The following is a 22,601-nucleotide window of genomic DNA, read 5'->3' as shown; positions in this document are numbered from 1 at the left end:
GGAGGCTCCGTTATTCGTCTTGTGCGTCGCCGGGATCTTCAACGCGATCCTCGGCGGGGGTTTCAGAAGCGTCATGAGGTCCGCTTGCGGCCGTGTTTTCGCCGCTGTCGCCCTCGTTACCCTCCGCAGTATCCATGTCCTCGTCGTCCTCGACATCGCTCAACCGGGTGACGGACACCACATGTTCACCTTCGGCGGTCTTAAACAGCGTCACGCCCTGGGTGTTGCGCCCGGCGATACGGATATCGACCACCGTGGTGCGGATCAACTGACCGCCGTCGGACACCATCACCAACTGGTCTTCGCTTTCCACCGGGAACGAAGCGACCACGCCACCGTTGCGCTTGTTGGTTTCGATGTTGGTGATGCCTTGCCCACCGCGACCGGCGATGCGGTATTCGTAGGCCGAGGTACGTTTGCCATAGCCGTTTTCGGTGATGGTGAGGATGAAGTCCTCCATCGCCTCCATCTCGGCGAAGCGCTCCTCGGACAAGCCCAGTTGGGTGGGGTCGGTGATCAGGTCTTCGCCAACCTCGCCTTCACTGGCACCTTCGGCGCGACGCCGCGCAGATTGGACCTTAAGGTACGCGTCGCGTTCCTCAGTCGAAAAATCGACATGGCGCAGGATCGACATGGAAATGACTTCGTCGCCCTTGGCCAAGCGCATGCCGCGCACGCCCGTAGAGGCGCGGCTGGCGAACACGCGCACGCCTTTTTCGTTTCCGGCCTCGTCTTTCTTGGAAACCGGGAAGCGGATGCACTTGCCGTTCTTGGCCGCCAACAGAACGTCGTCGTCTTCCGTACACACCTGCACGCCGACCAGACGGTCGCCCTCGTCCAGCTTCATGGCGATCTTGCCGTTGGCCATGACGTTGGTGAAATCCGACAGCGAGTTGCGGCGCACTCCGCCAGAGGCGGTGGAGAACATCACGAACATTTCGTTCCAGGTGCTTTCGTCTTCGGGCAACGGCATCATGGTCGAAATGGTTTCGCCTTGTTCCAGCGGTAAAATGTTGACCATCGCCTGACCGCGCGCGGTCGGCCCGCCCAACGGCAGTTTGTAGACCTTCATCTTGTAGACGATGCCGGTGCTTGAGAAGAACAACACCGGGGTGTGGGTGTTGACCACGAACACCTGGCTGACGAAATCCTCGTCGCGCATCGACATGCCCGAACGGCCCTTGCCGCCGCGGCGCTGAGCGCGATAAGTCGACAGCGGCACGCGTTTGATGTAGCCGGTGTTGGTCACCGTCACGACCATATCTTCGCGCTGGATCAGGTCTTCGATGTCGTGTTCGAATTCGGCCTCTTCCAAAGACGTGCGGCGCGGGGTGGCGAACTGCTCGCGCATTTCTTCAAGCTCAGCACGCAGCACTTCGTAAAGCCGTTCGCGCGAACCCAAAATCGCCAGCAATTCCTTGATTTCATCGCCGAGGGCGCGCAGATCATCCGCGATCTTGTCGCGTTCCAGACCGGTCAAGCGGTGCAGGCGCAGTTCCAAGATGGCGCGCGCTTGCGTTTCGGACAGTTTGTAATTGCCATTGGCGTCGACCAAACGGCCGGGCTCGTCGATCAGTTCGATCAACGGCACCACTTCACCCGCCGGCCAGTCCCGCGCCATCAATTCTTCGCGCGCCACTTGCGGATTGGGGGCCCTGCGGATCAAGGCGATCACTTCGTCGATGTTGGCGACTGCGATGGCCAGACCGACCAACACGTGCGCCTTGTCTCGCGCCTTGCCAAGCAAGAAAATGGTGCGGCGGCGGATGACCTCTTCGCGGAAATTGACGAACGCCTGAAGGATCTCTTTCAAGTTCATCAACTGCGGGCGGCCACCATTGAGCGCCAGCATGTTGACGCCGAACGAGGTCTGCAACGGGGTATGCTTGAACAGTTGGTTCAGCACCACCTCGGCCATCGCGTCGCGTTTGATTTCGACCACCACCCGCACGCCGTGACGATCGGATTCATCGCGAATGTCGGAAATGCCTTCGATCCGTTTGTCGCGCACGCACTCGGCCATGGTCGCGACCATGCGCGCCTTGTTAACCTGATAGGGCACTTCGGTGATGACGATCGCTTCGCGGCCCTTGGCGCGTTCCTCAATCTCGGTACGTCCGCGCATGATCACGGAACCGCGTCCGGTGTGGAACGCCGAATGAATGCCCTGCTTGCCCATGATCAGGCCGCCGGTCGGGAAATCGGGGGCTTTGACGTACTGCATTAGGCCTTCGATGGTGATGTACGGGTCGTCGATCACCGCCATGCAACCATCCAACACCTCACCCAGATTATGCGGCGGGATGTTGGTCGCCATACCCACCGCGATGCCGCCTGCGCCGTTGACCAACAGGTTGGGGAACCGTGCCGGCAGAACCTTCGGTTCGCGCTGGGTGTCGTCGTAGTTGGGTTGGAAGTCGACGGTGTCCTTGTCGATGTCGTCAATCAGCGCGTGAGCCGATTTGGCCATGCGCGCTTCGGTGTATCGCATCGCGGCAGCGCGGTCGCCGTCCATCGAGCCGAAATTACCCTGACCGTCGATCAGCGGCAGCCGCAACGAGAAATCCTGCGCCATACGCACCATCGCGTCGTAGATCGCGCTGTCGCCGTGGGGGTGGTATTTACCCATGACGTCACCAACGATGCGCGCCGACTTGCGGTACGGCTTGTTGGCGTCGTAACCGTTCTCGTTCATCGCATGCACGATGCGCCGGTGGACCGGCTTCAAACCGTCGCGCACGTCGGGCAGAGCGCGGCTCACGATCACGCTCATCGCATAATCGAGGTAGGAGCTTTTCATCTCCTCTTCGATGGCGATGGTTTCGAATCCTTCGGCTGGCGAAGGCGGCGGCGTGGGCGATTCGGACGTCAAAGAATTATCCTTGCAAAATCAATACATTAACATAAGTCAAAAGCGGCCTCTTCAGACCGCCTTCCGACCCGGAAAATCTAGCATTTCGGGGGGGGGAAAACAACCTTATGACGGCTTTGTAACGATCATTCATTCCCCTTCGGATCGGGCCTGCAAACGACACGAAAAAAGCCGACAGGATTGACCTGTCGGCTTTTTCGAGTTGACCTTCGAAACGAAGGTCCCCTCCCCCGAAATTCATAGCCCTAGAACGGGATTTCATCGTCCAGATCGGAACCCGGAGCGGGACCGCCGCCACCGCCGCCGAAGCTGTCGCCGCCGCCGCTGGAGCCGCTGTCAAAGCCGCCACCTTGGCCACCGCCATAACCGCCACCGCCACCGCCGCCTTCGCGACCGTCGAGCATCGTCAGGGTGCAGTTGAAGCCCTGCAGCACCACTTCGGTGGTGTATTTTTCAACACCGCTTTGATCGGTCCATTTGCGGGTTTGCAGTTGGCCTTCGATATAAACCTTGGAGCCCTTGCGCAGATACTGCTCGGCAATGTTGGCAAGGCCTTCGGAAAAGATCACCACGCGGTGCCATTCGGTGCGCTCTTTGCGCTCGCCGGTGTTGCGGTCTTTCCAGCTCTCGGACGTCGCGACGGACAGGTTCGCGATCTTCTTGCCGTCTTGGGTGTGGCGCACCTCCGGGTCACGCCCGAGATTGCCGACCAAAATCACTTTGTTCACACTGCCTGCCATGAAGCCCCCACTGTCTTAGAAAATCGCTCTGGAAATCGCTTGGAATCGTCGCAGCGGACTCTACACGCAAAGCCAGCCCCATCGCCAGGATTTTTAGCCGTCCGTGCCACGCTCCACCGCACCGGCGGGCGCTGGCGTGCATCATGATTTACGCTGATTGGAGCCTTTGAACGGTTCGGCCTTGATGCGCCGGTCGGGACCGAAGTATCCGCCGCCCTCGACCATGGGACGGGGGTTTTCCATGACGCTGACGATGCGCCCCAACAATGACTGTGCGGAAATGGGTTTGCCGAGAAAATCGTTCACCCCCGCGTCGCGGGCTTCTTCACGCAAGCTGGTTTCCGTATACCCGGTGACCATGATGATCGGCACCGAGCGGCTTTCGCTTTCGAGTTGGCGAATTTGACGCACGCATTCGACACCGTCCATCCCCTCCATCTTCCAATCAAGGACGACCAGATCGACGCGCTTCGATTTATCGGGAGCGTCAAGAATTTCAAGCGCCTCGATTCCATCGCGCGCTTCTTCCAGCTTCGTAATGCCCAAAGCCTGAAGGATCGATCGGATCAGTGTGCGGAAATGCACGTTATCTTCAACAATTAAAATATTGAACTGCGTGATATCTACGGAAACCATATCCCCCCACATCGGCGCCCCCGCCTATAACGGCGAGCTACAGCATATCGAGTTCCACCACGCGCCGAAAGGAAAAATAACCGCACACAGTGTAGTGCATATCCCTACAACAACCCCAAGGCTTCGAGGTCCCGGGCCAATTCAGGCGGCAAGTCGGCGGCCTCATCGCCGCTGGAATCCTTAGGTGCCTTGGCAGGGGCGAGATATCGCCACCCTTGAAAGGCGCGATGGGGACGATTTTGCGTCGCCACCAATTGCGGGTCCAAAACGATCGCGCAACGCCGCCCCCCTTCATCGTCGACGTAGCTGTCGAACGCCACCAGTTTCTGGCGGGCGCGGATGGCCCCTTTGATGACCCAATAGATCGAACCGCCGTCGAGCAGTTCCGCCTCGCGCTTAGGCTTCATGCGGGTGAAATGACGCGGGTTCGCCGACAGCCCTTGGGCCTGAAACTGAGCCATGCGCTGCTTTTGCAGTTGTGCCAGATGTTCGAAATCTTCAACGCCGACCGCCAATTTAATCAGGTGGACTGTCACAACGGCGCGCCTGGGTCGATGGTTTCGGATTCCGTATTGCGCCGATCCGCGCCACGGAAAATCGCGTTCATATGGCGACGGCGGTCGGGACCGAAGAAATCGTCGGAACGAATGAACGGCCGGGGTTGCGAAACCACCGCGTGCAGACGCAAATCGAGAATTTTCGCCGACAGCGGTTTGGCCACGTAATCGTTGGCCCCGGCGTCGCGCACGGCGATAATTTCGCCCAGATTGGCATTGCCCGACATCACGATGATCGGGGTGAAGGGGTCGATGCCGTCGTGACCGCCGCGAATTTTTTGCGTCAGTTCCAACGCCCCGACGGGGTCCATAGCGGTGTCGGCGATCACCACGTCACAGGGCAAATCGTGCAACGTATCCAGCGCTTCCCGACCGTTGCGCGCTTCCAAAACCTCGGCGACGCCAATTCCGCGCAACAAGATATCGCGGATGATCTCGCGCAATTGAGAATACGGATCCGCGACCAGCACGCGCATCGCGGAGATGCGATTTTCAGCTAGGCTCATGCTTTTGGGGGGCATGGTGCGTGGCTCCTATCCCTTCCTCGGATCTTGTTTTTTCATTTCTATTAGAGTTCAGCATCCGCCGGGCGAAATCAAGGGGGCAAATCGGTCCCCCGCCATCAAACCAAGCTACATCAGCAGCCATGCCCCAAGACCTAAGAACACCATGAAGCCAACCACATCTGTGACCGTGGTGAGAAAGACGCTCGACGCCACCGCCGGGTCGATACCGTGACGGTCCAAGGCGATGGGAATGATTGCGCCGAACAAGCCCGCCACGATCATATTGACGATCATCGCCAGACCGATCACCACCCCCAACCCCGGGGTGCCGAACCAGCCCCACGCGACGACACCCATCAACACCGCGAAAATGATGCCATTGATGCAGCCGACCAGAATTTCCTTGCCGATTTGGCGCATGGCGTTGGTCGAGGTCAGCTCTTTGGTGGCCAGCGCACGCACAGCAACGGTCAGCGTCTGGGTGCCCGCGTTGCCACCCATCGACGCGACAATCGGCATCAGCACCGCCAACGCCACCACCTGTTCGATGGAACCTTGGAAAAAGCCGATCACCACCGACGCCATAATGGCAGTGAGCAAGTTGACGAACAGCCACGAAAAGCGCTGCCGGGTGGTATCCAACGTGGCGGAATACAAGTCGTCCTCTCGCACACCACCCAGAGCCAGGATATCGTCCTCGGCTTCTTCATCGATAACGTCGACGACGTCGTCGATGGTGATGATGCCGACCAAGCGGCCTTCGTCGCCGACCACCGGGGCCGAGACCAGATCGCGTTGACGAAACAGAAACGCGACTTCTTCCTGGTCCATGTCGACCGGTATCAGCTTCATGCGTTCGTGCATGATTTCGGTCACCGGCACCGGGCGCTTGCTTTGCAGCAAGGTGCTCAACGGGATGGTGCCGACCGGCTTATGGCGTGGGTCGACCACAACGATGTCATAAAACACGTTGGGCGTTTCCCATTCGTCCTCATCGGCGATTTGACGCATAAAATCGATGGTTTCACCGACATTCCAAAACTGCGGCACGGTCATCACCGCGCGCTGCATCAATCGACCGGCGGAATATTCGCGGTAGGCCAGGCCTTCTTCGATCAAGGTGCGGTCAGCGGCCGGAATGGCGTCGAGCACCTGGAGCTGCTCGTGCGCGTCCAGTTCGTCGATGATGCCGATCGCGTCATCGGTGTCGAGGTCGGCAACGACTTCGGCCATCGCATCGAGACCGATGATTTCAACCACCTCTTCGCGGACGGTTTCGTCCAACTCGGTGTAGAAATCCGCGTCCAGCACATCGTAGGCCGCAAGCATAAGGGCGCGGCGCAGATCGGGGCTGAGGCGTTCGACCAAATCGGCGGCATCGGCGAAGTGCATATGCGCGACCAGTTCGCGCACCCGGTGGATCTCGCCGTTTTCCAATGCCTCGACGATTTCATCGACGTCGCCGACATGCAGACCGTCGTAGATTTCACTGGGATCGGAGGCGCTGTCCGGGGCCGCATGCGCCAGCATATCCTCAAGCTCGGTTGGCTTGGCGGATTCGGCTGGGCGTTGATTTTCTTGATTTTGATCGCTCATCACGACCTCCGCCAGCGACTTGGCCCCGCAAGGCTGGGTGAAAAAAGTGCTCTCGACGCGTGTACGCTCGAAGCGCGCGTCGATTTGGCACCAACCTAGACAATTCCCACCCCCACCGCAACAGCCGCCCGCAACAAGTTGGCCCAAGAAAAAAACCGCCCCGCTCGCCCAGGGTGGTTTTTGATTGTGCTGCGGTCGAGAAGAAACCGAAGGGTTTCCAATCAATTAGCCTCTAAGCCGCAGAAGCCGTAGACTTGTGAGCCTTGGAGCGATAACGCTTCAGACACAATCCCGCCCGGTGGACGGGGAATGAAACGCAGAACGTCCCCTACGTTACGATCTTGTAGGTCAGCGTGTCGGCCTTTTCTTCGCTGACGAGATCATCATCGATAGCGTTCTGCCTGACCATGTCGAACATGGCCTCTTCCGTGATGATATTGTCAAACATATCAGCGTAGACCTGATAAGTATGAAGGACCTTACCATCTGCGTCTCTGACTTCGATACTCGGCATCTTGTGCTCCTAGAAATGATCCGCGGATCATACCGATAACCCGACCGACCAGGAAGCCCCCTCGTTCAACGACGGCATGTTTCCGGGTTTGCAACATCCAGGGCTCAAGCGGATGTCCCTAACCTACTCTGATGATTGAAGATGATCGTGGGTGAGGTATGATATGACACAACAAACCAAGCCTGAACGCCTGCCTATCGGCGCCAAGGCTGCAATTGAGCGAAGAGACTTAAAGGACTGCAATGACCTCCTCCGAGAAAATCGACAAGACCGCCAAAGCCCTCATTGAGCACCACGGCGCAGAGGGCGCTCAGGACTACTGCGAGGATCGCGTGCTCTATCACGACAAGTCCAAAGAGATCGACGCGGCCAACCTGTGGCGAGCGATCGGCAAAGCCGTGAACGCGCGCATTGAAGCCGCGTCTGATTCCGATTAAGCGATCCACCGCAGTTTTAAACAAAAAAGCCCGCCCCGAAGGGCGAGCTTTTTAAAACTTGGTGCGGTCGAGAAGACTCGAACTTCCACGGGATTATCTCCCACAGCGACCTCAACGCTGCGCGTCTACCAATTCCGCCACGACCGCATAAGGTATTTACGTGACGACAACGCCATCCATCGAAGGCGTTGCCTGAGGGGGGAATAGCAAATACTGTCAGCCCAAGCAAGCAAAGACACGCATAAGCGCGAGAACAAATTTAAAATGCCCGAAAACAAAGACTTACCGGCGGTCGAATGGCGCGTTTCCGACGCCCTGGTTGCTTATGAGGACGCCCGGACCTTCATGGAAACGCGCGTTGGCGAGATCCGCGCCGAAACGGCAAGCGAAATCGTGTGGCTTTTGCAGCACCCGCCGTTGTACACGGCGGGCACCAGCGCCAACCCCGGCGACCTGTTGGATGGCGAACGGTTTCCCGTGTTCGAGGCCGGTCGCGGCGGGCAATACACCTACCACGGCCCCGGTCAGCGGGTGGCTTACGTGATGCTCGACCTCAAACGTCACGGCAGCGATGTGCGCGCCTATGTGCATATGCTCGAAGAGGTGATGATCCGCGCCCTTGCCGCGTTCGGCGTCACCGGCGAACGGCGCGAGGGCCGGGTCGGCATCTGGGTCCAACGCGGCGGCGGCAAAGAAGATAAAATCGGCGCCATCGGCGTGCGCGTGCGCAAATGGGTCAGCTTTCACGGTCTGGCGCTGAACGTCGCGCCCGACCTGAGCCATTTTTCCGGCATCGTGCCGTGCGGCATCGCCGAACACGGCGTCACATCGCTGCAAGACTTAGGCGTCGAAACCAGTCTGGATGAAGTCGACCGGGTGTTGCGACAAACTTTCGAAGCGGTATTCCAACGCCAGACACAGGATGTCGAATGATCCCCCTTTATCGCGTTATCGCGCGTGGACGGGGCCATCAAACATGCGTATGATTCGCCGCAACTTGCGGCACGGGAATATGTTTATGACCTTCCCTTTACTTTCTACGGCCAAACAGTGCGCTGCGATTGCCATGACCGCAGCCATAATGGCTTTCGGCATTGGGGCTAACGCAAGCGTGGCCAACGAATCCATGACGCTTCGCGCACCGTCGCACGACGTGGTTTTGAGCATCGAGGGTAAAATCAGCAACACCAACGCCAACACCGAACCACGCGCAGATTTCGATCTGGCGATGTTGATGGCGATGCCACCTCTAACCATCGAAACCTCGACCCCCTGGACCGAGGGCGTTGTGCGATTCGAGGGCGTTGCGGTCAAGGACGTGCTCGACCGCGTCGCACCGACGGGCCATGAAGGCGAATTCGTCGCCCTCAACGATTACACCGTGCGGATACCGCTTGAGAACTTTTCCCAGATGAACGCGATCATCGCTTACCGGATGAACGGCAAACCGATGAGTGTTCGCGACAAAGGGCCGCTGTGGGTGATTTACCCCTTGGATACGATCAAACCAGCGCAATCCGATCTCTATCGTGATCGCATGGTTTGGCAACTGCGCACGATCATCGTGAAATAAAGAGCGCCCTGTCAGGAACTGGAAAAACGTTTATGGACCGCAAGCTGTTCCTCATCGCCGCCCTGGCTCTCGCGGTTTTTTCCGGCATCGCCATCTTTACGGTCACCAGTTTCACCTCTTTGACCCAGCGCCACAATTTCGAGGTCAATCGCGCCCAATCCGACGTTTGGGTGATGTCGCAACTGACCCTGGAACTGGAGCGCACCCTGCACGCCGTGCATATGTTCGCGCAACCCGGCAGCACTTTGCCACACAAGGAAATGATGCTGCGTTACGACCTGTTGTGGAGCCGCGTCCCCCCAATCCTGACCGCCCGCGACACCGCGCATCTGCGCTCCTTCACAGAAATCAACGACACCGTTACCGATTTGAAGCACACCCTGCTGCGTCTCGACCCGATTGTCGAAAACCTCAATAGGACCGATCGGGAAGCCATGAACGTCATTCAGGATGCTTTGCTGCCGTTCTCGTCGCGCTTGAACAGGCTGTCGTCGCTGATCGTCACCAACACCAGCGAATTCGAGAAGGCTTACAACCAAGACGTTGACGAGCGCACGCGTAAATTGGAAATTTCCGTCGTCGTCATCTTACTCGGCGCGCTATTGATGGTCGGGTTGCTGGTGATCGAAAGTTTGCAAATCCGTAAATTGCTCGCCCACGCGCGGAGCGCCGAACAGCGCGCCGAAGAGGCCAGCCGGGCGAAATCCTCATTTCTTGCCAACATGAGCCACGAATTGCGCACGCCGCTGACCGGCATCATCGGTTTTTCGGGCATGATGGAACAAGAAACCATGGGCCCGCTGCCGCCAAAATACAAAGAATACGCGGGCGACATCGAAAAAAGCGGCAAGCACCTTTTGGACCTGATCAACGACATCCTCGATCTATCAAAGGCGGAAGCGAACAAGATCGAACTGGACGCCGACGTTCACGACATCACAGCCATCATCGAACAGTCCGAACGTCTGGTCGCCGGTCTGCTGGAAACCTACAGCGTCCACGTCGTCACCGACATCGCCGACAATCTACCCGAAATTCGCGTCGACCGGCGGCGCGTGGTTCAGTGCGTCGTCAACCTGCTGTCCAACGCCATCAAGTTTTCGCCCGACGGCAGCAAGGTTTTGCTGACTGCCGCACCGACTTCCGGCGGCGGACTGTCCATCGCCATTCACGATCAGGGCAAAGGCATGAGCGCGGACGATCTCAAGATCGCCATGCAGCCGTTTGGACAAATTCGCCACGGCCCCGACGTGCAGCATGAACCGGGCACAGGACTGGGCCTACCGTTGGTGAAATCAATGATGGAATTGCACGGCGGCGATTTGGAAATCACCTCAACACCCGGTCAAGGCACCGTCGCGCGGCTGATCTTTCCGCCGAGGCTCGCCGTCAACCGCTATCGCCAAGACGGCAGTTCGGGCAGCGGTGAATCGTTCATTTTCACCGGACGTTGAGCGGCGCGATCTTAGCGGTTTTCCAGCACCAGAAAGCCCGTCGCCTCGGGCGCTTCTGCTGGCGTTTGACGCACATCGTCGACCCGCGCAAGCATCGGTCCCTTGCGGCACAACCGCAGCATTTCGCCAACCCGATCCCCGGGGCCGCTAAACAACGCTTCGACCGTGCCGTCGGAACAATTGCGCACCCAGCCCGACAGCCCCAGCCCTTGAGCGGTCTTTTGCGTCCACGCTCGGTACCACACGCCTTGCACGCGGCCCGAAACGATGGCGTGAACGGTGACGGTCGTGGCGTTCATGTGCCGTGCGGGGACAAGTGGTGAAAGCCTTGCCACATGGGCTCGTCGCCCTTGAGCACCACCTCTTCGGCCAGCAGCATATCGACCGGACGTGGACCTTCGTTGATCAATTCGAGCATTTGGCGCACGTCGCCCACTTCGCCGGCGATCAAGATATCCATGGAATTGTCGGGTGCGGAACGCGCCCACCCGTCGAGATGAAGTGCCGTCGCATGTTCGACCAGCCAGCGCACGAAGGCGTCGTTTTGCACCAGACCGCGCACATGCAAACGCACCACTTTGTCGTGATGCTGGAATTGCACTTTGGGGCCTTGGTGGTGGCGGACCCGGCCGCGCCGCGGCCGCGGGGGCTGCGGTTTGCGAAAAGGCACAACGTTATCGTTCTTGGTATCGTCCGCCATTTAATCCCTTTTGTGCGTGCGTCTAGTCAAACGAGAGGATCACCTGATCCACGGCCAGGCTGTCGCCCGGTTTGGCCGCGATGTCCTTGATTGTACCGTCTTGCGTCGCGCGAAGCACGTTTTCCATTTTCATCGCTTCGACCACCGCCAGTTCTTCGCCAGCCTTGACCTCCTGACCGGCTTCGACCGAGACCGACAGCAACAGCCCTGGCATCGGCGACATCAACAGCTTCGACGTATCCGGCGCTTGTTTTTCGGGCATCAGCAGATAGAGCTCAGCGCCTTGCGCCGACAGCACCCGGATGTCCGCTTGCGAACCGGCATGCAACAAGCGATAGCCGACCGCCATGCGCTCGGCCTGGATGATCACATCCTGACCGTTGACCGTACCTTCGAACACGGTCTCGCCGAGCGTCCAGCTCGAACGCACCTCGACCGTGGCTTTGGTGAAGCCGCGCGCGCGAATATCGACGTCGTGACCGCCATCGACCTGAACCACCGACACCGGCACGATTTTCTTGCCCAGCATAACCGACCATTCGTTGGTCACGTCGCGTTCATGACCGCTGTGCTGACCGGAAATGCCCGCAGCGCGGACCTGATAGGCGTAATGCATCGCGGCAGCCACCGCGACTAGGATCGACGGGTCGTCATGGACCACGTCCGAGGCATGGAAGCCGTCGGGATATTCTTCGGCGATGAAGCCCGTCGACAAGCGTCCTTCGACGAAACGCGGGCGGTTCATCAATGCCGACAGGAACGCGATGTTGTGCTGCACGCCGCGAATGTAATACCCGTCCAAGGCCTGACGCATGGCCTTGATGGCGAGATCGCGGTCCGCGCCATAGGTGATCAACTTGGCGATCATCGGATCGTAGTGCATGGAAATTTCGCCGCCTTCATAGACGCCGGTGTCCACGCGCACACCTTCGCCTACGGGGGCGCGGTAGCGGGTCAAACGGCCGATGGACGGCAAAAAGTTGCGGAACGGATCTTCGGCATAGACACGTGATTCGATCGCCCAACCGTCCAGCTTGACGTCGTCTTGACCGAGAGGCAGCTTTTCACCCGCAGCGACACGAATCATCAACTCGACCAGATCCAGGCCGGTGACCAGTTCGGTGACCGGGTGTTCGACCTGCAAGCGGGTGTTCATCTCCAGGAAGTAGAAGTTCTTGTCCTGATCGACGATGAATTCGACCGTACCGGCCGACACGTACTTGACCGCCTTGGCCAACGCCACCGCTTCTTCACCCATGGCTTTGCGGGTCTCGGCGTCGATGAACGGGCTCGGCGCTTCCTCGATGACCTTTTGATGGCGACGCTGGATGGAGCATTCGCGCTCGCCCAGATAGAGGGTGTTGCCGAAGCTGTCGGCCATCACCTGAATTTCGATGTGGCGCGGATTGACGATGAACTTTTCGATGAACACGCGGTCGTCGCCGAAGCTCGACTTGGCTTCGCGCACCGCCGAGACGAATGCTTCTTTCAGATCCGCGTCGTTTTCGCACACCCGCATGCCCTTGCCGCCGCCACCGGCAGAGGCCTTGAGCATCACCGGATAGCCGATGTCGTTGGCGACCTTGTGGGCTTCCTTGTAATCCTTCAGCGCTTCGGTGTAGCCGGGAACCGTTGTGACGCCCGCTTTTTCAGCCAGCTTTTTGGATTCGATCTTGTCGCCCATGGCCTTGATCGCCAGCTCGTTGGGGCCGATGAAGGCGATCCCGGCGCGTTTCAATTGGCGGCAAAAGGCGGCGTTTTCGGACAAGAAGCCGTAGCCCGGATGCACCGCCTCGGCCTTGCTTTGCTTGATCACCTCGATGATCTTGTCGGCGCGCAGGTAGCTCTCGCTCGATGCCGCCGGTCCGATGCAATAGGCCTCGTCCGCTTGCAGAACGTGCAAGGCGTCGCGGTCGGCTTCGGAATAGACCGCCACCGTTTTGATGCCCATTTTCTTCGCGGTCTTGATCACCCGGCATGCGATCTCGCCACGGTTGGCGATGAGAATTTTCTTAAACATCTTGGCGCGTTTGGGCGCGGCTTTTTTGACCACAGTTTTTTTCGCCACGATCTTTTTGGGCGCGGGCTTTTTGGCCACGGGTCTCACGGTCGTTGCTTTTGCGGCAGCGGCTTTTTTTGCGGCGGGCTTTTTTGCAGCTTTAGGGGCAGACATGCGGGAGGTCCCTTCTCATCTCTTCAGACCGCGCCGCAACGGGGGGCGCGAACGTTCATCTTCATGTTTTGTCGTTGAACATCGACATCACGTTTTTCGCTTTGGGGACGATGAAATAACCACCGACGATGATCACCGCGATAAACCAGGGAACTTCGGGATTGTAGGTGATGTTGACGTAAATCGCCAAATACACGGCGACGAAAAACAGCGCCACCATGCCACCAAAACGGCCCAGTTCCTTGAGGTTCTCTTTGTGTCTTTGATCGTCGGTCGTCATATGCACGCCTCCCCGGATTTTCGCCTTCCGCTTAGAGCGGAATGTTACCGTGCTTTTTCCACGGGCGATCGACTTTTTTGTCTTTCAGCATGCGCAACGAACGCGTGATGCGCACACGGGTGTTGTGCGGCATGATCACATCGTCGATGAAACCGCGCTTGCCCGCGACGAACGGGTTGGCGAAGGCTTTGCGGTATTCTTCGGTGCGCGCGGCGATCTTGTCTTGGTCGCCTGCGTCCGCGCGGAAGATGATTTCCACCGCGCCCTTGGGCCCCATCACCGCGATTTCCGCCGACGGCCATGCAAAATTGACGTCGCCGCCCAAGTGCTTGGAGCTCATCACGTCATACGCGCCGCCATAAGCCTTGCGGGTGATGACCGTGACTTTCGGCACCGTCGCTTCGGCGAATGCGTACAGCAGCTTGGCGCCGTGGGTGATGATGCCGCCGTGTTCTTGCGAGGTGCCGGGCAAGAACCCGGGCACGTCGACGAAGGTCACGATGGGGATGTTGAAGGCGTCGCAATAGCGCACGAAACGCGCGGCCTTGATGGAGCTATCGATATCCAAACAACCCGCCAGAACCATCGGCTGGTTGGCGACGATGCCCACGGTGGAACCTTCCATACGCGCAAAGCCGATCAGAATGTTGCCCGCATAGTTGGGCATCAGTTCGAAGAAATCGCCTTCATCGACGACCTTTTCGATCAGCTCCTTCATATCGTAGGGCTTGTTGGGGTTGTCGGGGATCAAGGTGTCCAGCGACATTTCAACCCGGTCCGCACTGTCCGCTGTAGAGCGTACCGGCGGTTTTTCACGATTGTTGGCGGGCAGGAAATCGATGAAACGGCGCAGATAGAGCAGCGCTTCGGCGTCGTTGGGGAACGCGTTGTGCGCCACGCCGGATTTGGCCGTGTGCGTCGATGCGCCGCCCAGTTGTTCCTGGGTGACTTCTTCGTGGGTCACGGTCTTGACCACCTCGGGTCCGGTGACGAACATGTAGGACGTGTCTTCGACCATGAAGATGAAGTCGGTCATCGCGGGCGAATACACCGCACCGCCCGCGCACGGGCCCATGATTACGGAAATCTGCGGGATCACGCCCGATGCCGTAACATTGCGCTGAAACACATCGGCATACCCGGCCAGGCTGTCGATGCCTTCTTGAATGCGCGCACCGCCGGAATCGTTGAGCCCGATCACCGGCGCGCCGACTTTCAGGGCCTGATCCATGACTTTGCAGATCTTGTTCGCATGGGTCTGGCTGAGCGATCCGCCGAACACCGTGAAATCTTGGCTGAACACAAAGATCAAACGGCCGTTGATGGTGCCGTAACCGATCACCACGCCGTCGCCGGGGATGGATTGCTTCTCCATCCCAAAATCGGTGCAGTTGTGTTCGACGAACATATCCCATTCTTCGAAGCTGCCGGGATCAAGCAGCAACTCGATACGCTCGCGCGCGGTCAGTTTGCCCTTGGCATGCTGCGTGTCGATGCGGCGCTGGCCGCCTCCGAGACGAGCTTGCTCACGGCGCTTTTCAAGTTCTTCAATGATATCGTGCACTGATTTTCCCCGACGTCTCTGATCAATTGCGGCAACGTCCCCTTGTCAGGTTTTAGTGTTACCATGGTTACGGTTTTTTTGCACCTGCGAAGACAAATACGCAAGGCAAAAAAATGTGTGCTTCCCCCCCCATCTGGGGCTTGATATAAACGCCAAATGAATCAAGCACTCAAAATGGCTTTGGAAGTCGGCCCTCTACTTCTGTTCTTCGTGGTCAACGCAAAAATGGGCATTTTCGCCGCAACGGCGGTGTTCATGGTGGCGATCGTGGTCAGCTTGGGCTACTCGTACCTCAAGCTCAAACACATCCCCACCCTGCCCCTGGTGACCGGCGTGGTGGTGTTGGTGTTCGGCGGTTTGACGCTGTATCTGGAAGATGAAATGTTCATCAAGATCAAGCCGACCATCGTCAACACCCTGTTCGGGTTGGTGCTGTTCGGTGGCTTGATGTTCAAAAAGAGCTACCTGAAATCGGTTTTGGACACCGCCTTGTCGCTCGACGACGAGGGCTGGCGCAAACTGACCTGGCGTTGGGCGTGGTTTTTCTTGGCTCTCGCCGTGCTCAACGAAGTGGTGTGGCGCACCCAGACCACCGACATGTGGGTCAACTTCAAGGTCTTCGCCATCATGCCGCTGACCATCGTGTTCAGCCTCACCCAGTTGCCTCTGATCTTTCGCCATCAGATCGAAGACAAGCCGGCCGAAATCGAAACCTAGACCATCATGACGCTCCGCTGGGTCCGGCTCAAATCCGCACTCGCCGATTTGGCGAAAAGCGCGCTGTCGCTCTATTGGGATCTGCTCAAGACCATGGTCCCGGTGATGATCGTGGTGCAGATCGGCGTCACGTTCGGCTTGATCGATCAGCTGGCGCAGGTGTTCGAACCGTTGATGAGCCTGGTCGGCCTGCCTGCTTCCACCGGGCTGGTGTGGGCCACCGGTATTTTGGTCAACAATTACGGCGCCGCCGCAGCCCTGATGGGCATTTTACCGACCACGGAACTCACCGTCGCGCAACTCACCGTGCTGCTGTCGATGGTCCTGATCGCCCACGCCCTGCCCTTGGAACAAGCCATATCGCGCAAAGCCGGGATCAGTTTCGTGTTTTCCAGCACGCTGCGTTTCGGCGGCGCGTTGGTCTACGGCGCGATCTTGAACGCGATCTATACGTGGGGCGAATGGCTGCAACATCCCGCGACCATCGCGTGGCTGCCGCAGGACGGCGGACAGCTCCCCACTTGGGACACATGGGCGCTCAACAGCGCGGTGTCCCTGTTTTGGTTGTTTTGGATCATCCTCGCCCTGGTCACGCTGCTGAAAGTCTTCGAGATCCTCAAGATCACCGACCTGCTGGCCAGATTGCTGTCGCCGTTGCTGGGCATGATGGGCATCAGCCCCGCAGCGACCTCGATCACCATGGTCGGCACCTTGTTGGGGCTGTCGTTCGGCGGCGGGTTGATCATCAAGGAAGCCCGCGCGGGCAACTTGTCGCCGCGCGACATCGTGTTGTCGCTGAGCTTCATGGCGCTATGTCACAGCCTCATCGAAGATCCGCTGTTCATGATGGCGTTGGGCGGCGACGTCACCGGCGTGCTGATCGGACGGTTCGTATTCGCGGTTGTGGTCATGGTGGCGCTCAGCCGCATGATCCTCGCCCTGCCCGACGCGCCGTTCCGCCGCTTGCTGTATCGCGGCGCTTAGTCGCCCAAAAGCTCTAGGAAACGCGCGGCGTTGAGCAGTTCGGCGCGCACGTTGGCGCGGCGTTGGGTGGCCTCAAAATCTTCGCCCCACAGCGCGATCTGGTGATCTTCGTCCACTTGGCAGGCGTTGAACGCCGTCTCGGCATCCAAGCGGCCCGCATAGAGCGCGAAGCCGATGACGATGGAGCCGCTGATGCCGACCATTTCCGCCACCGCGGTCAGCTGCCAGTTGTCCATATCCGCCATCGCGGCGGCGAAACCGTCGCCCGCGTGCGGGTCCTGGGCGATCGGAATCACTCCCTCGACGGATTTGAGGTTCGCCCCGTAAGCGTCCTTGGCCCAATCGAGCAACGGCTGCCAGACTTCCTCTTGGCGGGCAGCCAAATCGGCGGGGCTGGCGGCGCGATGGCACAGCAAATCGGTGTCGGCGTAGCGCAAAATGCCTTCGATCAAACCATCGCGCACGTCGGGCACGCGGTCGATGGCGGTGCCGCACAATTGCATCAAAGGCATGGATTTGGGATCGACCTCGTCGCCTTGCGCATTCCATTCCCCGGCCACGGCCTCGGCCAGCGCGCGGGTCGGCATATGCATGGGATTGCCCGCCGGGGTTTTGATGGGGCGATCGTCCAAGGTGACGGCGAAAACGCCGTCCACCCCAAGCACGGCGGCGTTTTTGTAAAACCGTTTGGTCATGGTGGTCCTAAGCGTGATCCTAAAAGAGTTTTTTCAGCGCCTCGCCGACCTTTTCGACATCCTTGAGCGGATCGCCCGTGGACTTGGTGTTGTCGGCGGGCGTGGTCGGTTTCGGGTCCGGCTTCTTCTCGGCGGACGGCGTATGGTTTGCTGGCGTTTGGGTGGTCTTACCCCCGCTGAGCGCTTGAAGGCAAGGATCATTCTTGTCCGCAGCCTCTTTGAGCGCCTCTTCACTGGCGACCAAACCGATGGTGTCGCTGAGCAGCCCGGCGATCAGCTTGGCCGGGGCCTTGACGATGTTGCCGACCGTGCCGACCACCGCTTCGCCCGGATCGACGTCGATGCGCGGTTCCAACAGCGATCCTTTGATGCGCACCGGCACAGCGAAACTGGCGAGGCTGGTTTTCTTGGCACTGGTGTTGACCGTCAGATGCAGCAATTCGCCCGGCAGATCGACATTGCCGGTCACCCGCGCCGACACGCCGCTGGTGTCGAGCACCACGGTTTCCGCCACCGCATCGCCGTTGGTGATGGGCCATTTGGCCAAAAAGCAGGAAATTTTATTGGCATCCTTGTTCGACGCCCACGGCATGATGCTGCCGATGCCTTCGGTCAAGTCCGCGAACTTATCGTCATGGATCTGACCGTTGCGCCCGATCAAATTCACCGAACCGTTCAAAGCCGCGGCGAGTGTTTGGGTCGTGGCGCCCGCGCTTTGTAAATTCACCTCGCCGTCGAGCTTCAAGCTCACGATGCGCCCTTGCCCCGCCATTGCCAGAAACGTACCCGCATCCAGGCTGCGTAAAGAAGCGCGCACCGTCACCTCCGGCGTCTCGCGGCCACTATCCACCGACATGCGCGCGCTCACGCGGCCCTCGTCGAAGGTGAACTGCAACGGGGCCACACGCAACGTGCCGCCGTTGAGCTTCGCCACCGCGTTCAAAGACGTCAGGCTCACCGCGTCGACCCGTAACCGCTTGGCGCTGTAACGCACGTCGGCATCCGTGGTTTTCAACACCTCGAAAGGCAACGGTTCGGTGGTAAACACCCGGCTCAGCGGCGCGTCGTCGTCTTTACGCTCGACGCTCAGCCCCGCCAATTGATTGACGTCGAGAAAATCCGACGACAGTTTCGCCGTCACGCTGGGGCGCGCACCGGACAACTTCACCTCCGCATCACCCTTCACATCGGAATTGCCCAGCGTCGCCTCGAGCCCTTTAAAGGTGAAGGCCGTACCCGCGCCGCTGACATTGGCGCGGACGTCGATCGCCCCCACATCGGGCAATTCCACCCCGGCCAGTTTGGACAGGGTGGCGCTGTTCGGCGCCTGGGCATGGACCCGCGCATTGATCGCCATTCCGGCGCTGGGTTGATCGACGGTGCCGACGATGTCGGCACTCAAATCTTCCGCTGATAGCTTCAAATTGACCGGAAAAGCCGCGCCTTCGGTGGCGATCAACAAGCCGAGCGAGCCCAGCTCCGCCCGCCCTTCGACCGCGACGCCATTGAACACGGCTTCGATATCGCCCTTCAGCGGACTGTCGACGCTTTCAGCGGTGAAATCGGCACGTTTGAGATCTGTTTCGAGTTCCACGCCGGTTGCGCCGTCGATGTAGGTGACGTGCACGTTGCGCAGACGCACCGCGCTCACGCTGGGGGTCAGCTTCAATTCTTGCCCCACGCCTTGAACCTCAGCGCCGGCGGGTTGCTGGCTTAAGGTGGGAAATTCCCAGTTGGCCTTGCCCGCGCCATCGGTCTGCAGCACCAAATTCACCCCATCCAATTCGATGAAGTCGATTTCCAGGCGTCCCGACAGCAGCGGCCGCAGCGCCACTTGGGCATCGAGGCGCTTGAACGTCATCATCGGCACGTCACGCCCCCACCCGGCGTTGGCCAGGGTCACGTCGGTGACGGTCAGTTTGGGCGTCAACGACAGCGCCAGGTCAAGATCGCCGGCGATGGTGAACTCCCGCCCCGTGGCGTCTTGCACCATCTTGTCCAGGTCGGCCTTATAGCGCCCATAGTCCAACGACAACAAAACCGACACCAACGCCACGACCGTGGCGATCATCAAGACCATCAGGGCGCCGACAATCTTGAGGGTCGTTTTCATCCATCTTGCTCCGCCAATGCGAACAACGCGGCGGCCAATTCATCGGCCGAACTGACCACGCACGCGGCCCCGGCATCATGCAACTCTTGGGGTTTGTGATAGCCCCAGGAGACGCCGATTGAACGTACACCGGCGTTTTTCGCCATTTCGATGTCGAACGTGGTATCGCCGATCATGATCGTATCCTCACGGTTGGCCCCGGTCGCGTTCATGGCTTTGTGCATCATATCGGGATGCGGTTTGCCGTGGGCGCGGTCCGCCGTCTGATGGGTAACGAACCTGTCATAGATATTGTGATGATTGAGCGTCGCCATAAGCCCCCGGTGAGATTTTCCCGTCGCCACCGCCATCAACCACCCCGCGGCGTCCAATTGATCCAAAACCCCGGATATTCCGGCGAACATGGGCTCTTGCACCCCGCCCGCCTGACGCAATTGGAAAAACGCCGATTTATAGGTCTCGCTGACCTCGACGGAAAAGGCCTCGTCGATGTGCGGCGCCAGATGACGGATCGCAACCTCCAACGGCAAGCCCACCACTCGGCGCACGGCTTCGGGCTCGGGGATGTCGAAACCGTGATGTTCGAACGCCGCGTGCATCGACGCGATAATGGAATACTGACTGTCCACCAGCGTACCGTCGCAGTCAAACACCGCAAGGCGCAAGGGCGAGGGGTGAGGCAAGGACTGGGGGTTGTCATTCATATCGGTCACCTTTACACGTGAGGCACGCGTGTTGAACTCTCATTGATAAGATCGGTTACATGACAGACAAACGCAACCCTCCGCCCCCCAATCGCGCGGCCAATGCCCCCGTTTCCCCGGAAACCATCCCCGCCAGTCACGCCCACCACACCCACAGCCAGCGTTTGCCGGCGTGGTTCGGGATCGTCTTGGGCATCGCCCTGTTCGTCGCCATGCGGCTGCTGCCGCCACCCGGCGACATGTCGGCCAACGCCTGGGCGGTCGCGGCGGTGGCGATCTTGATGGCGACTTGGTGGCTGACCGAGGCGATCCCCGTGGCCGCCACCGCGCTGGTGCCGCTGGCGCTGTTCCCGCTGCTGGGTCAAGGATCGATCAAGGATGTCGCCACGCCCTACGCCAACCCATTGATCTTTCTGTTTCTGGGCGGCTTTTTGATCGCGTTGGCGGTGGAACGGTGGGGGTTGCACAAACGCATGGCGCTGTTCGTGCTGTCGCGCGCAGGTACCCGGCCGCGCCAACTGGTCGGCGCGTTCATGATCACCGCGGCGGGGTTGAGCATGTGGATCAGCAACACCGCCTCGACGGTGATGATGCTGCCGATTGCGCTGTCGGTCATCGGCATCGTCGCCTACGCCAATGGAAACGGCGCGAAAGACGGCTTCGACGGCTCGCCGTTCGCCAAAGCCTTGCTGATCGCCACCGCCTACGGCGCCAGCATGGGCGGCGTCGCGACCTTGGTGGGGACCCCGCCGAACGCCCTGTTAGCGGGGTTCGTGTCCGCAAACCTGGGGGTACAGATCGGTTTCGCCCAATGGATGGTGATCGGTGTGCCGACCATGGTTTTGATGTTGGTGTTGGGCTGGCTGATCGTCACCCGCGCGGTGTTTCGCCTGAGTGCAGAAGACCTTCCCGGCGCATCCCAAGCCATCGCCCAAGAAGCCGCCTCCCTGCCAAGCTTTTCACGAGCAGAAAAAATGGTCTCGGTGGTGTTTGGATTGACCGCAACGCTGTGGATGACCCGCCCGTTGCTGCAAAAAGCCATGCCTTGGCTGAGCGGCTTGTCCGATGCCGGCATCGCCATTACGGCCGGCGTGGTGCTGTTCGCCATCCCCGTCAGCCTCAAAGACCGGGAATTCTTGCTCAATTGGGATTGGGCCAAGCGTTTGCCGTGGGGCGTTTTGATCCTGTTCGGCGGCGGCTTGAGCTTGGCGTCGCAAGTAGCAGGCAGTGGCTTGGCGGCCTGGATCGGCGAGGCCATGACGGTGTTTTCCGCGCTGCCGCTGTTGCTCACCATCGTTCTGGTCACCACCGTGATCGTGTTTTTGACCGAGTTGACGTCGAACACCGCCACCACCGCGACGTTCCTGCCAGTGATTGCGGCGTTGGCCGCCGCCATGGGGACGGAACCGATGATGTTGTTGGTGCCTGCCGCCTTGGGCGCGTCGATGGCCTTCATGATGCCGGTGGCGACGCCACCCAACGCCATCGTCTTCGGTGGCGGTCACTTGACCATTCCCGACATGGCGCGCGCCGGTTTTATGGTCAATTTGGCGGCCATCGCCGTGATCACGGGGTTGGTGTGGATGTTGGCGCCGATCTTGTTCGCGCCTTAAAGTCGGTTCTTGGCTGGCGATAAAAAAGCCGAGGACGGCACGCGTCCTCGGCTTTTTCGTGATGAGGTGTCACCGGGCCCCTGGCGGCCCACGCTAGAAGCCCGGTGACGGAATCCACGACCCCTATGGGGCGCCAGACAATGAGAGAGGCCGTGGAAACTGAATTGTCTGTG

General features: G+C 59.5%; 21 protein-coding genes and 1 tRNA gene. 7 read left to right on the top strand and 15 right to left on the bottom strand.

Annotation, left to right across the window (positions count from 1 at the left end):
* Nucleotides 1-10: 10 nt before the first annotated feature.
* The 6 genes from gyrA to mgtE all read right to left on the bottom strand — a co-directional run bounded on the left by gyrA (nucleotide 11) and on the right by mgtE (nucleotide 6,907).
* A complete protein-coding gene (gyrA, locus tag VIN96_RS03415) occupies nucleotides 11-2,872 on the bottom strand; it encodes a DNA gyrase subunit A (RefSeq protein ID WP_331894031.1) in 2,862 nt (953 codons plus the stop codon).
* 245 nt (nucleotides 2,873-3,117) lie between these two features.
* Nucleotides 3,118-3,612, bottom strand: coding sequence for a single-stranded DNA-binding protein (locus VIN96_RS03410; protein ID WP_331894030.1), 495 nt, complete (start codon nucleotides 3,610-3,612; stop codon nucleotides 3,118-3,120).
* Between the two features lie 141 nt (nucleotides 3,613-3,753).
* Nucleotides 3,754-4,248: a response regulator gene (locus tag VIN96_RS03405; RefSeq protein WP_331894029.1), complete on the bottom strand. Its 495-nt coding sequence runs from the start codon at nucleotides 4,246-4,248 to the stop codon at nucleotides 3,754-3,756.
* Nucleotides 4,249-4,352: 104 nt separating this feature from the next.
* Nucleotides 4,353-4,784, bottom strand: a complete 432-nt coding sequence (locus VIN96_RS03400) for a DUF1489 domain-containing protein (RefSeq protein WP_331894028.1) — start codon at nucleotides 4,782-4,784, stop codon at nucleotides 4,353-4,355.
* Nucleotides 4,781-5,326: a response regulator gene (locus tag VIN96_RS03395; RefSeq protein WP_331894027.1), complete on the bottom strand. Its 546-nt coding sequence runs from the start codon at nucleotides 5,324-5,326 to the stop codon at nucleotides 4,781-4,783. The genes VIN96_RS03400 and VIN96_RS03395 overlap by 4 nt, the downstream gene beginning before the upstream one ends.
* Before the next feature lie 111 nt (nucleotides 5,327-5,437).
* The gene (mgtE, locus tag VIN96_RS03390) at nucleotides 5,438-6,907 is read right to left on the bottom strand and encodes a magnesium transporter (RefSeq protein ID WP_331894026.1); all 1,470 of its coding nucleotides are present in this window, start codon (nucleotides 6,905-6,907) and stop codon (nucleotides 5,438-5,440) included.
* Nucleotides 6,908-7,663: 756 nt separating this feature from the next.
* Here mgtE and VIN96_RS03385 point away from each other — a divergent pair.
* Nucleotides 7,664-7,858, top strand: a complete 195-nt coding sequence (locus tag VIN96_RS03385) for a hypothetical protein (protein ID WP_331894025.1) — start codon at nucleotides 7,664-7,666, stop codon at nucleotides 7,856-7,858.
* A gap of 59 nt (nucleotides 7,859-7,917) precedes the next feature.
* Here the strand turns inward: VIN96_RS03385 and VIN96_RS03380 are convergent.
* A tRNA-Leu gene (locus VIN96_RS03380) sits at nucleotides 7,918-8,005 on the bottom strand.
* 117 nt (nucleotides 8,006-8,122) lie between these two features.
* On the opposite strand from VIN96_RS03380, the gene lipB reads away from it, so the two are divergent.
* The 3 genes from lipB (at nucleotide 8,123) to VIN96_RS03365 (ending at nucleotide 10,885) form a co-directional block, all read left to right on the top strand.
* Nucleotides 8,123-8,791 carry a lipoyl(octanoyl) transferase LipB gene (gene lipB, locus VIN96_RS03375; RefSeq protein ID WP_331894024.1) on the top strand — a complete coding sequence of 223 codons (669 nt, stop codon included), beginning with the start codon at nucleotides 8,123-8,125 and terminating at the stop codon, nucleotides 8,789-8,791.
* A gap of 178 nt (nucleotides 8,792-8,969) precedes the next feature.
* Complete coding sequence (locus tag VIN96_RS03370) at nucleotides 8,970-9,431, top strand: molybdopterin-dependent oxidoreductase (RefSeq protein ID WP_331894023.1); 462 nt, start codon at nucleotides 8,970-8,972, stop codon at nucleotides 9,429-9,431.
* 32 nt (nucleotides 9,432-9,463) lie between these two features.
* On the top strand, nucleotides 9,464-10,885 hold the full coding sequence (locus VIN96_RS03365) for a HAMP domain-containing sensor histidine kinase (RefSeq protein WP_331894022.1): 1,422 nt from the start codon (nucleotides 9,464-9,466) through the stop codon (nucleotides 10,883-10,885).
* Nucleotides 10,886-10,896: 11 nt separating this feature from the next.
* Here the strand turns inward: VIN96_RS03365 and VIN96_RS03360 are convergent, their stop codons facing one another.
* From VIN96_RS03360 to VIN96_RS03340, 5 genes are all read right to left on the bottom strand, one after another.
* On the bottom strand, nucleotides 10,897-11,184 hold the full coding sequence (locus VIN96_RS03360; RefSeq protein WP_331894021.1) for an acylphosphatase: 288 nt from the start codon (nucleotides 11,182-11,184) through the stop codon (nucleotides 10,897-10,899).
* Nucleotides 11,181-11,585: an acylphosphatase gene (locus VIN96_RS03355; protein WP_331894020.1), complete on the bottom strand. Its 405-nt coding sequence runs from the start codon at nucleotides 11,583-11,585 to the stop codon at nucleotides 11,181-11,183. The genes VIN96_RS03360 and VIN96_RS03355 overlap by 4 nt, the downstream gene beginning before the upstream one ends.
* Nucleotides 11,586-11,607: 22 nt before the next feature.
* A complete protein-coding gene (locus VIN96_RS03350) occupies nucleotides 11,608-13,605 on the bottom strand; it encodes an acetyl/propionyl/methylcrotonyl-CoA carboxylase subunit alpha (protein WP_331894158.1) in 1,998 nt (665 codons plus the stop codon).
* A 214-nt stretch (nucleotides 13,606-13,819) separates the two neighbouring features.
* Nucleotides 13,820-14,038, bottom strand: a complete 219-nt coding sequence (locus VIN96_RS03345) for a hypothetical protein (RefSeq protein WP_331894019.1) — start codon at nucleotides 14,036-14,038, stop codon at nucleotides 13,820-13,822.
* Nucleotides 14,039-14,069: 31 nt separating this feature from the next.
* On the bottom strand, nucleotides 14,070-15,602 hold the full coding sequence (locus tag VIN96_RS03340; RefSeq protein ID WP_331894018.1) for an acyl-CoA carboxylase subunit beta: 1,533 nt from the start codon (nucleotides 15,600-15,602) through the stop codon (nucleotides 14,070-14,072).
* Nucleotides 15,603-15,758: 156 nt separating this feature from the next.
* Between VIN96_RS03340 and VIN96_RS03335 the strand changes: the two genes are divergently transcribed.
* Both VIN96_RS03335 and VIN96_RS03330 read left to right on the top strand, forming a co-directional pair.
* A complete protein-coding gene (locus tag VIN96_RS03335) occupies nucleotides 15,759-16,319 on the top strand; it encodes a septation protein A (RefSeq protein ID WP_331894017.1) in 561 nt (186 codons plus the stop codon).
* Nucleotides 16,320-16,325: 6 nt separating this feature from the next.
* The gene (locus tag VIN96_RS03330; RefSeq protein WP_331894016.1) at nucleotides 16,326-17,303 is read left to right on the top strand and encodes a nucleoside recognition domain-containing protein; all 978 of its coding nucleotides are present in this window, start codon (nucleotides 16,326-16,328) and stop codon (nucleotides 17,301-17,303) included.
* On the opposite strand, the gene VIN96_RS03325 is transcribed toward VIN96_RS03330, so the two are convergent.
* From VIN96_RS03325 to VIN96_RS03315, 3 genes are read right to left on the bottom strand one after another with little or no spacing between them, the layout of a single operon-like run.
* A complete protein-coding gene (locus VIN96_RS03325) occupies nucleotides 17,300-17,998 on the bottom strand; it encodes an ATP12 family chaperone protein (protein ID WP_331894015.1) in 699 nt (232 codons plus the stop codon). The genes VIN96_RS03330 and VIN96_RS03325 overlap by 4 nt on opposite strands.
* A gap of 19 nt (nucleotides 17,999-18,017) precedes the next feature.
* A complete protein-coding gene (locus VIN96_RS03320; RefSeq protein ID WP_331894014.1) occupies nucleotides 18,018-20,111 on the bottom strand; it encodes an AsmA family protein in 2,094 nt (697 codons plus the stop codon).
* Nucleotides 20,108-20,815 carry an HAD-IA family hydrolase gene (locus VIN96_RS03315; RefSeq protein ID WP_331894013.1) on the bottom strand — a complete coding sequence of 236 codons (708 nt, stop codon included), beginning with the start codon at nucleotides 20,813-20,815 and terminating at the stop codon, nucleotides 20,108-20,110. Before VIN96_RS03315 ends, VIN96_RS03320 begins: the two co-directional genes overlap by 4 nt.
* A gap of 59 nt (nucleotides 20,816-20,874) precedes the next feature.
* Between VIN96_RS03315 and VIN96_RS03310 the strand changes: the two genes are divergently transcribed.
* Complete coding sequence (locus tag VIN96_RS03310; protein WP_331894012.1) at nucleotides 20,875-22,428, top strand: DASS family sodium-coupled anion symporter; 1,554 nt, start codon at nucleotides 20,875-20,877, stop codon at nucleotides 22,426-22,428.
* Nucleotides 22,429-22,601 lie beyond the last annotated feature (173 nt).

This window comes from Magnetovibrio sp. (assembly GCF_036568125.1).
In the GTDB taxonomy this organism is placed as follows: domain Bacteria; phylum Pseudomonadota; class Alphaproteobacteria; order Rhodospirillales; family Magnetovibrionaceae; genus Magnetovibrio.
This window is presented reverse-complemented; position numbering and strand designations above follow the sequence as displayed.